The 12,803-nt window shown below is 58.2% G+C and carries 8 protein-coding genes and 3 pseudogenes; 8 read left to right on the top strand and 3 right to left on the bottom strand.

All coding sequences use genetic code 11. The features are described 5' to 3' along the window. Positions 1-114 precede the first annotated feature (114 nt). Complete coding sequence (locus tag RQ479_RS24405; RefSeq protein WP_128288335.1) at positions 115-1,917, bottom strand: ABC transporter ATP-binding protein; 1,803 nt, start codon at positions 1,915-1,917, stop codon at positions 115-117. Between the two features lie 635 nt (positions 1,918-2,552). Between RQ479_RS24405 and RQ479_RS24410 the strand changes: the two genes are divergently transcribed. Then, positions 2,553-3,017 (top strand): autoinducer binding domain-containing protein, encoded by a 465-nt coding sequence (locus tag RQ479_RS24410; RefSeq protein ID WP_245330126.1) that lies wholly within the window; start codon positions 2,553-2,555, stop codon positions 3,015-3,017. A 43-nt stretch (positions 3,018-3,060) separates the two neighbouring features. Next, the gene (locus RQ479_RS24415; RefSeq protein WP_245486590.1) at positions 3,061-3,303 is read left to right on the top strand and encodes a helix-turn-helix transcriptional regulator; all 243 of its coding nucleotides are present in this window, start codon (positions 3,061-3,063) and stop codon (positions 3,301-3,303) included. A gap of 16 nt (positions 3,304-3,319) precedes the next feature. On the opposite strand, the pseudogene RQ479_RS24420 reads toward RQ479_RS24415, so the two are convergent. Next, positions 3,320-3,555: pseudogene (locus tag RQ479_RS24420) on the bottom strand (transposase); the annotation flags it as partial. A 719-nt stretch (positions 3,556-4,274) separates the two neighbouring features. Here RQ479_RS24420 and RQ479_RS24425 point away from each other — a divergent pair. From RQ479_RS24425 to RQ479_RS24450, 6 genes and pseudogenes are all read left to right on the top strand, one after another. Next, positions 4,275-4,991, top strand: a complete 717-nt coding sequence (locus RQ479_RS24425; protein ID WP_245486588.1) for a radical SAM/SPASM domain-containing protein — start codon at positions 4,275-4,277, stop codon at positions 4,989-4,991. Positions 4,992-5,442: 451 nt separating this feature from the next. Further along, a complete protein-coding gene (istA, locus tag RQ479_RS24430) occupies positions 5,443-6,732 on the top strand; it encodes an IS21 family transposase (RefSeq protein ID WP_128314336.1) in 1,290 nt (429 codons plus the stop codon). After that, positions 6,732-7,532, top strand: a pseudogene (gene istB / locus RQ479_RS24435) (IS21-like element helper ATPase IstB). Before istA ends, istB begins: the two are co-directional and overlap by 1 nt. Positions 7,533-8,261: 729 nt before the next feature. Beyond that, positions 8,262-9,518 (top strand): diaminobutyrate--2-oxoglutarate transaminase, encoded by a 1,257-nt coding sequence (ectB, locus tag RQ479_RS24440; RefSeq protein ID WP_095489412.1) that lies wholly within the window; start codon positions 8,262-8,264, stop codon positions 9,516-9,518. Continuing rightward, positions 9,511-10,350 carry a hypothetical protein gene (locus tag RQ479_RS24445; RefSeq protein WP_095489413.1) on the top strand — a complete coding sequence of 280 codons (840 nt, stop codon included), beginning with the start codon at positions 9,511-9,513 and terminating at the stop codon, positions 10,348-10,350. Before ectB ends, RQ479_RS24445 begins: the two co-directional genes overlap by 8 nt. A gap of 32 nt (positions 10,351-10,382) precedes the next feature. Continuing rightward, positions 10,383-10,523: a hypothetical protein gene (locus tag RQ479_RS24450; protein WP_189341863.1), complete on the top strand. Its 141-nt coding sequence runs from the start codon at positions 10,383-10,385 to the stop codon at positions 10,521-10,523. 781 nt (positions 10,524-11,304) lie between these two features. Here the strand turns inward: RQ479_RS24450 and RQ479_RS24455 are convergent. Then, positions 11,305-11,550, bottom strand: a pseudogene (locus RQ479_RS24455) (helix-turn-helix transcriptional regulator); the annotation flags it as partial. Positions 11,551-12,803 lie beyond the last annotated feature (1,253 nt).

Below are 12,803 nucleotides of genomic sequence, written 5' to 3' on the forward strand. Positions count from 1 at the left end.
CGTTTGGCGGACAGTTCCGGCCGTGCTGGTTTTGCCGGCCTAACGCCCGCCGCTCGTCACTGCCACACCCCTCTCCGGCAACGGCTCGGCGCATCGCGCAAGCCGGTTTAGCGATCAGGCCAGGCCCTTCGCGAGTTCCAACGCCTGCCGTTCGAAGAGGCGGCGGTAAATGCCACCATCGAGATTGATCAGGGCGGCATGATCGCCGTCCTCCATGATGCGGCCACGGTCGAAGACGAGCAGCCGATCGAGCGAGCGGACCGTCGACAGCCGGTGTGCGATGACGAGTGTGGTTCGGCCCACCATCAACCGATCCACCGCTTGTTGAATGAGCACCTCGGATTCCGAATCGAGGCTCGATGTGGCCTCGTCCAGAATAAGGATCGGCGCGTTCGCGAGGAAGGCGCGCGCGATCGCCACGCGCTGGCGCTCGCCGCCGGAGAGCTTCAAACCCCTTTCGCCGACCAATGTCCCATAGCCCTTCGGCAGGGGCGCGATGAATTCGTGGGCACTTGCCAGTCGTGCCGCTTGCTCGATCTCGGCCTGGCTCGCGCCAGGCCGGCCATAGGCGATGTTCTCGGCAAGCGACCTGTGAAACAGGATCGGCTCCTGCTGCACGATCGCGATCTGCGAACGAAGGGAATCTTGGGTCACCTCGGAGACGTCCTGACCGTCTATCAGGATCCGGCCGCCGCTCAGGTCGTAGAGTCTCTGGATCAGCTTCACGAATGTTGTCTTGCCGGAACCGGAGGGTCCAACCAACCCAACCCTTTCGCCAGCTTCAATCGACAGCGAACATTCGCTATAGAGCGGCAGGGGATGGTTGGCGTAGCGGAAGTGGACGTTCTCGAAATCGATACGGCCGTTCGTGATCCGGATCGGCTTGGCCTCTGGACGATCGGCAACATCCACCTGCTGATTGTGGATGGCCACCAGTTCTTCCATATCATTAACCGAGTGCTGCACGTTGCGGACATGCATGCCGGCATCACGCAGATAGCCCTGCAGGACGATGAAGGACGTGAGAACATATGCTATCTCGCCCGGCGTTGCCTGTCCATGCGACCACAGAAGCAGGGCATATCCGACCACCGCCACCCTGAGCGCAACCAAAGTTACGCCTTGGGTTGAGCCGATGATCGTTCCGCGCACCCAGCTCCGGCGCGCGCGGTGCCGCCATTTCGTCATGATATTTGCAAGCCGCTCGTCTTCGCGAACCTCTGCGCCGAAGCCCTTGACCACAGCGTTGCAACTGACCGCGTCCGCAAGCGCGCCGCTGAGCCTTGTGTCCCATCGGTTGGCAAGGCTCGCCGCTGGCGCGACATAGCCGAGCGACAGCGAAATCGAAAACGCAAGGTAGACGAGAGAGCCGCAAGCAAAGATCACGCCCATGACCGGCCAGTGCCAGCCGAGCAGCACCGTCGAGCCGATCAAGATGACAAACGACGGGAGCAGCGTGACGAGTATCGTGCTGTTGAGGAGGTCGAGCGCCCACATGCCGCGCGTTATCTTGCGCACTGTCGAGCCGGCGAAGCTGTTTGCATGCCAGTCTGTCGAAAAGCGCTGCACATGATGGAACGCTTCGGTCGCGACGTCGGAAATCATTTTCAACACCAGGTCGCTCAGGCCAATGAAGGCGACGTGGCGCATGGCAATGCCACCGAGTGCCAATGCAATCGGTACAGAGAATGCTGCAACAGCTGAATCCGAAGCTGGTGCTGCCGCATTAGCAGCACGAGAAACAGCGTCGATGAGTCGGCCAGAATAGAGCGGCATCAACACGTCAGCCAGCGTGGAGGCGAGCATCGCGGTCATTATGATCGCGAGCCGGGCCGGCTGCCTGTTCCAGAGGCGAACAGTGAAGGCGAAAACTTCGCGACAAGTGGCGCCGCGCCCATGGACGGGGAAACGTTTCATAGTTTCCAAGCGGGCGCATCAACACGCTCCGTCCCAAAGACGTTAAAAGACAAAACTGGAATCTCGACCTCCCCCATAACAGCATCAATTTTGGCGGGCAGCTCCTGCCGCCTCACGATGGTGAGGTTCAAAAGTCGTGCCAACCGAGCGGGAACAGCCGAAGGGCAAATTCAGCAGGTTACCGAGCCTGGAGAAAGTCAGCCGCGATCCAGTCGAATACTATTGCTTCGGCTGCCCAACTCGGGAGATTGGAAAAGAGGGTCGATGTATCGATTGAATTCTAAATTGTTCCTGCCTCGATCAAATAAGTACAGGCAATGCAGCTCTCTCAGGCCCGAGACTTAGGTGCTGATTTCAAAAGCGCGCCGCGAATACTTTCCTGCCCATATTCCGTCAATCGAATGCTCGACTGTCGGATTGTGCGCTCCCCGACACAGTGCTGTTCGGTTCGCCTCCTGGGTACCTCCCCAGTCGATTGACAACCTGAAGAAGAAGCTTCGCTCGCAAGCTGGCACGACTCTTGAAGGTACTCCAGGTGGCGGAAGGAACTCCGGCTCGGTCCCGTTGACTTCGCATGTTGCGAGGCTGGGCTGGAGCAAACTTTGCACCAATGAGAACGCAATGAAGGAGGCATCATGGAACTCCCGCGGATTGCGGTGGAGTTAGACCTATTCCTCGAGATGACTGATGATATCGCTCAATCCGAACAGTTGTTCGAACGGATGTCTGCGTTTGCGCTGAAGTTCGATTGCCCGTGGATTGCCTATGGCCCGCTCGCATCAAAACAGGGGGTTTTCAAGCCGAACCGAGAGGGTTCTGTGGTGATGTGGAATTATCCTGCTGAATGGCAGGAGCGCTACTCGAGAATGGGCTATGCCAAAATAGACCCACTCATCAAGAAAGGTCGAAAGGAGGCGGGGCCCTTTCGATGGAGCGAGGTGTATACCGATGAAAGCATAACTGAAGATGGACGCCGCGTCTTGGACGAAGCAGCAACATTCGGCTTGAGGTCAGGCGTTACCGTCCCATTACATGGCCCTGGTGACAGCTTTAGGTTTGTGAGTTTTTGCTCAATCCTCGGACTGCGAATTGCAGAATAGAACGATCACCTACCTGCAAATGGCCGCGCTGCGGTTTCATCTGATGGTTACGAGGTTCAACACTACGACTGCGTCGGAACAAATTCATAACCTCTCTCCGAGAGAAATACAGTGCATTGATTGGGTGTCGAAAGGAAAATCGTCATGGGAAATAGGAACTATTTTAGGCAGATCACGAAATACGATAGATTTCCATTTAAAAAATGTAATGCGGAAGTTGGATGCGACCAGCAGAACGGTAGCTGTTGTAAAAGCTTTGAAACTTGGGATTATCGAACCGCCGTAGGTGCGCAGCTAGTTCTCCGCCCGTAGTAGCGCGCGTGATAGCCGAGACGCTCCGGCGTGCGCTCGCTCTTCGAAGCATCCAGCGCCTCGTCCATCTCGGCCTCGAGCACCTCCTGCATCACGGCGCGAATCACCTCGTGCAATCCATCCGGGTTCGAAAGCAAAATGTCGTTGACGCTGCTATGGCGGATTTATCTTCAGGCTTGGTCCTGGTGGCGATGCTGAGTTCGCTTCGCTGAGATTGGGCGGTCATGACAGGGTGGTGTTCAATGTCACCGATTCCTGGAAGAAACTACCATCCGTATTAAGCGACTGACGATGAGTGATGTGTGTCCAAAATCTGACAGCCGTCAGAAAACATGTCGGGTTCAATACAGCGGAGCGTCTTAGCCCTGTCGGGCTTTTCGAAGCCTATCTCGCAGTAACTGCGCGCCAGGCGCACTAGCTCGGCCTTTGCTGGTCGATGTGCGGCAATATAGTGTGAGGGCTGACCCGCATGAGAACACGGAACTCGCTCGATGAAGGATGATCGACGGCATCCAGAAAGCTTCTCTCCGGCGGGTTCGAGGGTGCTGCGCGCGCATCTCGGCGACGGGCCAGCGACCAACGGTTGAGGCTACATCTCCGGAGCGAGTGATGCCTCGAAAGATGCAATGCTGTCTCTGGTCCGACGCGCTGGAAGTTTGTGAAGGGTCGGCCCGGCAAATCGGTGAACCGGGCGGCTTAGGCTGCCAAAAAGGGTAGATGGCTGCGTTGCCTCGGTAGATCAGCAGGCGGTATCAGAAAGCCAAAGGCACACGCACACCATCGTGGCGCTTCGCAGGAAGTAGATGGGAGTAATCACCAGTGATTTTACCGGAACTTCGCTCAGCAAACACAGCCGGCAGGGTTTTGGAGATAACGACGACCACGGGATGCGTCGTAGGATGTTCATATTGTCCCCAGGACAAGTTCGCGGTCCGGCAAAGAAAAGTGTCTCATGCGAGTCATCTGGATCTTGAAGATTTCAAGCGGTGTCTGGCCCGCGTACCGACTTCCGTCGACATTGGTTTTGCGGGATACTCCGAACCTTGGCTCAATCCGGACTGTACCGAAATGGTGGAGCACGCCTTCGCCAAAGGCCATGGCATCAGGATTTTTACGACGCTGGTGGGAATGAACGGGCAGGACCTGCAGCGATTGCAAGCCTTGCGCTTGGGCGTATTCGTGGTCCATGTTTTCGATGACGGCACCTACATGAACAGCCGCCTGGTCGGAGACAAGTATCGCGATCTGGTTCGTCAACTCGTCGACGCGGACATCCCCTTGATCCGATTCGTGGCCTTGGGCGAGCCCCACCCAGATATTGCCGACATTATTCCTACCGAAGCCCTGATAAAAGCGCGGCCGGTGAGCAGTAGGGGTGGAAGCGTCGACGCTAAGATCGTTGCACCACGTCAGCCAGTGGTCGGAGCCCTAACCTGCGTGGACGCACGACAGTATCGGAATGTTCTTCTTCCAAACGGCGACGTTACCCTGTGCTCTATGGATTTTGAACGGCGTCACGTATTGGGCAACCTTCTATATGAGGGTTACTCCGCTCTGTTTGAAAAACCAGTTTTTCGCGAAATCGTCGACCGCATGAATGGAGCGGATGGTTTTCTGCTTTGCAGGATGTGTGAATTCGCCGACCCAAACGACCGGACCTGAGTGGATGCCGGCCGAGAGGGCGTGCCGGCAGTGCGGATGGCCCCACGACACATGCACCTGCCCGCGACGCCATCGCATTTTCGCGTGACGCCAGCATGATTCCGTAGGCGCGGCAGTGGACCCCGAGGCATTTCGGAGACGAGCTCATCGAAAGGTCTTCGCCTTCCAACCGAGCTTGTCGGCCTGCCTGGCTTGGGGTAACGCCGATCACAGGTCAACCTCGGTCGGACGGAAATAGCGTTCGTCGATCCCGATCAGCGCTTGGTTGCTTACTCACGGCCCACCTCGTCAACGCCTTTACCCTCCCAGACTATCTCCTTTTCGACTCGCCTGAAGGCAGCAGCCCCAGCTGCGGCCGGGGATGGTTGCCGTCGCGGTGTCGGGCGAATTGAGAAGCTGACCCCCTGACGAAATGAAGAACTGACCCCCTCGGTTATGAGAGGAGGCATGAATGACGATTGGGATTTCGGCGATTCCTGCATTGTCGAGAACGATGCAGGGAGAGGAGATGCTTCAGCCTGAAGAGGTGGCAGCGATGCTGCGGCTGCATGAGCTTGGCTGGGGAGCGAAGCGGCTGGCGAAGGAATTCGGGTGCGCGCGCAACACGGTGCGTCGGTATCTGCGCGAAGGCGGGACTGTTCCGTTTCGCAAGCCTGTGCGGCGGAGCGCGTTTGACGGGCTAGACGATTGGCTGCGGGAGCGCTTCTTCCGCCATGGTGGCAACGCCGATGTGGTGCGCCAGGAACTGGAGAGCGAACATGGGATCGTCATAGGGCTTCGGTCGGTGGAGCTTCGGGTGCAGGGTTGGCGTCGGGAGTTGAGGGTGCAGAAGCGCGCAACGGTTCGGTTTGAGACGGCGCCGGGACATCAGATGCAGATCGACTTTGGCGACACGCGGGCGTGGATCGGCGGCGAGCGTGTTCGGGTGCACCTGTTTGTGGCAACGCTGGGTTACTCGCGTCGGCTGCATATCCGTCCCTCGCTTCGGGAGCGCCAGGCGGACTGGTTGGAGGGGATGGAAGGAGCCTTCCTTCGCTTCGGCGGGGTTCCAACGGAAGTGCTGTTCGATAATCCGAAGGCGCTGGTCGAACATCACGATGCGGCGACGCGGGAGGTGCGCTTCAATGTGCGGCTGCACGCCTTTGCCCGCTACTGGGGATTTACGCCACGGGCTTGTGCGCCCTACCGGGCGCGTACGAAGGGAAAGGACGAACGCGGGGTCGGCTACGTCAAGCACAATGCGATTGTCGGCCGCCGGTTCGAGAACTGGGCGGCGTTCGAGGCGCATCTGGAACGGTGGACGCGCGAGATTGCCGATCAGCGTGTGCATGGCACGACCGGGGTGGCTCCTGCGGAGCGCTTTGCCGAAGAAGCCATGGCGCTTCGCCCTCTGGGCGGACGGGCGCCGTTCGGGCAACTGCGGGATCTCGTGCGCAAGGTCCAGGCAGACTGCGCAATCGACCTGGACACGAACAGTTACTCGGTTCCCTGGCGGCTGATCGGGGAGAGCGTCCAGGTCGTGGTGCTGGGCGGCCGCGTTATCGTGCGTCATGCGGGCGAGGTGGTGGCGGATCATGCGTTGTGCCGCGGACGTCGCCAACGGATTGTCGAGCGCGCGCATCTTGCCGGCGTGGTCGGCGCTGCTGCGCCGGTGCGATCGGCGCCGGTGGATATCGTTGCGCCTTCCGCTCTGTTGCGGCCGCTGGCGGAATATGAGGCACTGGTGGGAGGCAGCTGGTGATGACGACGGTCGATCACGAGATGCTGGTTGGCTCAGCTCGACCGGCTGAAGCTGACCGCGATCCGGGACCAGCTCGATACGCTGCTGGACGAAGCGGCGCGTTCGCAGATGATCTTGCGCGAGGCTTTGGCCTTCCTGGTGACCCACGAGATCGCGCGGCGCGACGAGCGGCGCATCTCTATGGAAGGCAAGATCGCGCGGTTCCCGTTTGTGCGCGAACTCGATGGCTTCGACTTCGACGCGCAGCCGTCGCTGGATCAGCGCCAAATCCGGGAGCTGGCGACCTGCCGCTGGATTGCCCATGGCGACACGGTCCTGTTCCTTGGACCTCCGGGTACGGGCAAAACACATCTGGCGGTGGCTCTCGGGCGCGAGGCGATCCGGCAGAACCATAGCGTCCAGTTCGTCACGGCGGCCACGCCGTGGCGATGCTGGCCAAGGCCAATGACGACGGTTCACTCGAAAAGCAACTGACGACCCTGTCGCGGCCGAAACTGCTGATCATCGACGAGCTCGGCTATCTCCCGTTCGAAGCCAATGCCGCACATCTGTTCTTCCAGCTGGTGTCGCAGCGTTATGAGCGGGGATCGATCCTGATCACCTCCAACCGCTCGGTGGGCGAATGGGGCAGCGTGTTTGGCGATCCCGTGGTGGCAAGGGCGATCCTTGATCGCCTGCTTCATCATTCGACAGTGATAACGATCCGTGGCGACAGCTACCGGCTTCGCGAAAAGCGTCGTTCCGGCCTATTGCAGAAGGCCGGAACGACGCTCGGTACCAACGAAACCGCAAAACAATGAGGGGGTCAAATCTTCAGTTCGCCCAGGGGGTCAAATCCTCACTTCGCTTGACACGCGGTAGTGGACGTTCTCGAAACCGATGCGGCCCTTCGCCAGCGCGTCTCCCGGTTGCTTCCGCCTGGCTTACGAACGGGCTTTCCGTCAAGGGCGCCCGCGGCGGCCCGCCCTCTTGACCCGGCGGCTCGGGGCCAATCATCTCGCGAAAGAGATCGGAATCCGCAGTCTTCTCCAAGAGAGCGCGGCTTTCGCTGTGTCATCGGTCATCAAATAGTTTCTTGAATCAGGTTGGTGTCCGCAGCCCGAGGTTGAACGGCGAATATTGATGACCGCCGCGAAGCCGCTGGCTCGCTACGGCGCTATTGAGGAGCGCGCTCGCGAGCGGCTTCTCGCTACCGCCGAGCTACACAACCTCTGGCGACGCGACCCCGCTGATCTCCTGGGACTCATCCATTGTCCGGAGGCGCTATGGGTAGCGATGGGTGGGTACGTCAACTACCTGATGCCATAGTATCCATGCTTTCGCGGAAGCTTTAGAAGCCATCTTATTGCAGCACATTCTCCGAAGGCGCCTGAATGGAGGGCAACGCAACCTAATAATAGTCGATGAGGATCCCAGCAACAAATCTGCCTCCGGCATTCCGCTTCAATGTTAAGCGACGAACATCTGCCGCAAACCACTAGCCATTAAACAGCTCTCTTTTTTGAACGTCTATGTGCAGAGGACTTAATATGGACACCGACACTTTCACGGCTCATGAATCTAACGTTCGTCGTTATTGCCGGGCGTTCCCCACCGTCTTTACGAAGGCCCTTGGGGCGACGATCTGGGACGAGACGGGTAAGCCCTTTATCGATTTCCTGGTGGGTTCCGGCGCACTCAACTACGGGCACAACAATCCGGATATTATGGCGCCAGCGATTGAATATCTCGTCGGGGAGAACATTCTTCTGTCGCTTGATATGCATACGGCGGCAAAGCGCGACTTCATTGAAGGGTTCGTCGATTGGATCCTGAAACCCAGAGGCCTTTCGTACAAGATTCAGTTTCCTGGGCCGACCGGCACGAACGCCAACGAAGCGGCGCTCGCGCTGGCGCGAAAATACACGGGCCGCTCGAGCGTCATGGCCTTTACGAATGCGTTCCACGGCATGTCGCTCGGCTCTCTAGCGGTGTCGGGCTCGGCCTCAACCAGGGAACTGGGAGGCGTTGCTCGCCACGATGTGATCCGTGTTCCCTATGACGGTTATCCGAACCAAGCATTCGATTCCGCCAGTTACATCGACAGCGTTTTGAGCGACCCGGGGAGCGGCATAGAAAAGCCTGCCGCAATCATTCTGGAGACCATCCAGGCAGAAGGCGGCATGAACGCCGCATCCGCAGCTTGGCTCACGGAAATTCAGCGCATTTGCCGTACTCACGGCATTGTTTTTATCGTCGACGATATTCAGGCGGGTGCGGGCCGAACTGGCGATTTCTTCTCATTCGAGTCCGCGAAAATCGAACCGGATATTGTGTGTCTTTCCAAGTCACTAAGCGGTTCAGGTAGTCCGCTGTCCATCGTTCTGATTCGACCCGACTTGGACATATGGAAGCCCGGAGAACATAGCGGGACCTTCAGAGGCAACAATTTCGCCTTCGTGACGGCAGGAGCCATGTGCAAGATGTGGTCGGATAGGAAATTTACTGCAGGTGTCGAGCGGACAGCCGTCAGGCTGCAAACGCACCTCGATCGCCTGGTTGCGAAACTTCCAAGATACATCGAACAGAAGCGCGGCCGCGGTCTGATGGCCGGCCTGAAATGCCGTTCACCGGCAGTTGTCGGCCGCGTGCACGATGTCGCATTCGAAAATGGCCTTCTTATCGAATCCTCGGGGCCAAATCGCGACGTTATCAAAGTCCTCCCACCGATAACCATCACCGATGCCGAACTCGATCGTGGCATCACCATACTTGAACACGCACTACAGGAGCAAGACAATGTCTAGTCAGATATCTCAAGTGCCAGCCATCTCGCCGGTTTCGATCAAAGAACGGACCGGATCGATCAACACGTCGGAGATCATCTCGGTCCTGAAAGGTGAGCTCACCGCTCTGCACATCAAGCAAGCTTTCAGCACCGAAGTAGCCGAGGAGATCACTACGAACTTTATTGGAAGCTCCGGTCTCAGAGAGCGTAAAGATGGTGTGCCCGGACAATATGTCGGCGCATCTCACTACAGAAAGGATGCAGCCACCTATTTCGCAGACGCCGAAAACGCGCGGCCGTACGTCGATGCCCTTTTTAAGAATTTGGTTGACCCGGTTCGAGCAGTATTCGGGGCGTTGAAGCGAGAGCTTCACAACCAGGGAATCGAATTGCGGCTAGCCCGTTCCGAACACGGCCAGGCCAATGTTTGTCGCGGCCTCAGTTGGTCGGGCACAGGCACCTTTTCCTTGGATCCCCACGACGACGTCGCTCAAGTCTTACGTGCTGGCGATGATTACGAGCTTTCTGCGGTGGCGCACAATACGGTCGCAGCGCTCAACCTCTATCCCAGCATGCCTGAGCAAGGCGGCAATCTGAAGCTCTGGAGCCACAAGCCGACGGTTGCGGACCGGATATCGCAAGGTGTGGAGACCACTGGATATCCCTATTCGGCAGCCTATCTGGAGGCCGTCCCTTACCGCGAGTTCGAGCTCAAAACTGGGGATATCGCCCTAATCGATGGCGGCTTCGTTCACGGGGTTACCGGTCAATCAGGCGACGGAAAGCGTCGCCTGGTGCTGAATTGCTTTTTCGGATTTGCCCGGCCTGACCTTGTTCTCTGGTGGACCTGAAGTTGGACGTCGCACCGTAGACCTTGATCAGCATGGTCGACGAGGCACATCTCGACGAATTGCGCCAGCTGCGGCTGGTGCGGGCGCTGGCGGTGGGCATCCAAGAGAACCGGCTTGAAGCGATCCGTCTGCGCGAGCTCACGAAGGAGAGCCTGAGGGCATTGGCCGCCTGAGCACCGCCCGTGTGTCCGCCGCTCCGCTAGACGGCGGCTGCGCGGCGGACACTCAACGTCACCACTGAATGCCACGCCATTTTAGCAGAACTTGACGCACACAACTCACCAGGCGACGCCGCATCGCAGACTGCAGGGCGCTCCAGATGGTTGAGCCGGAATCTTCTCGTCCATCACGCGCGCCACCTCCTGTTGACCGGTGCGCGAGGCTGCTCTCAGATTTTGCAGCCGCCGATGGGCCGAGGACTCCACGACATAACGCTCGTCTACGCCAACCTCGCCGAGGTTCCGGCGCACTCTCAGCTTTGCCGCATCAGGAGCGTCTCTTCGGCCAGCGCCTGCCATGGTGGCATCTGCGCGGTCTTCGCATCGTACGGTTTGAGATCGAACTGATATGGTGTGCGCTGGCGCAGCATGAACCCCTCCGATGGCGCGTGGTCGGCCCTGGTGCTGTGCCCCGAACTATTCGGCCGTTCCGTCCTGCAGCAAGTCACCAAGACCCCAAAGTACTGGCGTAGTTGCGCCACGCGATTCAGACCGCGCCCGCAGCGGAAAACCTCCCGGTCAGCCTTCTCGATCACCTCATGAATGTGAACACAACCCCGGCCCGAGGATGCGATGGACGAAAACTCGCGTTCCGCAGGTCCGTGGGCGTTGTGTCATCGTGTTGTTCACACTGCGAGGCCGCATTCGTGGGTCGACTATGAGACCCGGCAGCCATAACGGGATTATTGGCGCAATCCGGGCTCAGCGGCCTTACATTACAGAAAAGACCGAGACTCTAATCGTCGCCTGACGACACTTCGGCGGCGCTCACCGCTTCCTCTAGTTCGATGATCCCGAGGCTTACCGCCTTCATAGCAGCGACCGTTCTGCTGCCCGTGTCCAATTTCCGCATTACGTTTTTTATGTGAAAATTCACAGTGTTTTCGGACCTGTTAAGTATTCGTCCTATCTCCCACGACGATTTCCCTCTGGCTGCCCAGAGTATGCACTCTATTTCCCTAGCGGAAAGGACGGGCACTTCTTCGAGTTGGGGGCGTTCCATAATCCCTTCTCCGCAACCGTTTGCACCGAATATTGCGAGCGGCGCACAAAGCTGCGGCTAAGGCTCGGCGCGCCGTCCTTGGCAGGTCGGCGTTAAAGCTTTAGCACGGAGTTTCCCCTCGGTGAATTATCGGAACGTAAAATTATATTGATCTTTATATTGCACAACTTCAAAATGGTGAAACATCTTATATTCTGGATAGTTGTGAATGGGATTACCGAAAGTCTGTCCGACGCAGTTGACAAGGTGGGCTTGGCTCTGGCCAACCCGACGGGAGGACGAACATCTCCCGGGCAATCCTTTCGACTTGCATTGGAAAATCAACCTCACTTCCGGTCCTCGTCGCTTGAATCGGCGGTCCTCGCGGTCGCGTGTATGTCGCGTCCGAGGCCTTCTTGGAACCTGCCGGATGCCACATGCCAAGGGACAACGCGGTGTCGACCGGCAGCTAACGCAGGGCCAACAGTGTTGCCGGAATGGCGGCAGCTCAAACGGTTAGCGTAGCGAGAGTGTCACATAGTGCCACCGAAACTATCGCCAACCCGAGCCCACTCCAGAGAGTTTGAAACTTGGTCGTTGATAGTCGCTCAAGCGCTGAGGCTCACGCGTGTTAGAGGCTCTCGAATGTGTAGTATTTGAAACCTCCATTCACCTGGCCGATGAGACGTTCATACGGCATCTGATTCCGGCTCAGATCAGTCTGGCGATACGGTCCATGATCGAGAGTCGGCTTTCGCCACAGTATTCTCACCGGGCGCCTGCACTGATGAGGCACGAACCGTCTTCAACAGTTCGTCTCGCGTCAGCCAAACGAGCCAATCGTCGTCATCTATCCCGTGCGCGGGCAAGTGCAGGACTGATCCGTGTGGCTCCTGATGTAGATACCCATACTGATCGACAACGCCCTTTTGGATGTGCCAATCGGCAACCAGCGCATAGATGAAGTCCGGCGACCATTTAGCCCAGGCTAGTCCAAATGCAATGCGACCGATAAAGGTAGAGAGACCGCGGCCTCTGAAGTCCTCGCGCAACCAGATGTCGCCATGATAGGCGACCAGCCCAGTCATGCTGCGGCCAGTGGGCGCATCGCAGCGAGACGAGGAACCAGACCCGGCTATGAAGGTAGGATCCGCGAACCAGGCTCTCAACGACCCAAGGTGCTCAGCAACGTCTGTGTTGGATAGATGATATAGACGCATTGCTTGTACATGCGCTACTCTTCCATACTGATC

The organism is Mesorhizobium sp. ISC25, from assembly GCF_042295465.1.
Classification (GTDB): Bacteria; Pseudomonadota; Alphaproteobacteria; order Rhizobiales; family Rhizobiaceae; genus Mesorhizobium.

Coding starts and splice junctions, on each gene's coding strand:
- ectB (WP_095489412.1), top strand. CDS start 8,262: ATGGACACCGACACTTTCACGGCTCATGAATCTAACGTTCGTCGTTAT.
- RQ479_RS24405 (WP_128288335.1), bottom strand. CDS start 1,917: ATGAAACGTTTCCCCGTCCATGGGCGCGGCGCCACTTGTCGCGAAGTT.
- RQ479_RS24410 (WP_245330126.1), top strand. CDS start 2,553: ATGGAACTCCCGCGGATTGCGGTGGAGTTAGACCTATTCCTCGAGATG.
- istA (WP_128314336.1), top strand. CDS start 5,443: ATGACGATTGGGATTTCGGCGATTCCTGCATTGTCGAGAACGATGCAG.
- RQ479_RS24415 (WP_245486590.1), top strand. CDS start 3,061: ATGGTTACGAGGTTCAACACTACGACTGCGTCGGAACAAATTCATAAC.
- RQ479_RS24445 (WP_095489413.1), top strand. CDS start 9,511: ATGTCTAGTCAGATATCTCAAGTGCCAGCCATCTCGCCGGTTTCGATC.
- RQ479_RS24450 (WP_189341863.1), top strand. CDS start 10,383: ATGGTCGACGAGGCACATCTCGACGAATTGCGCCAGCTGCGGCTGGTG.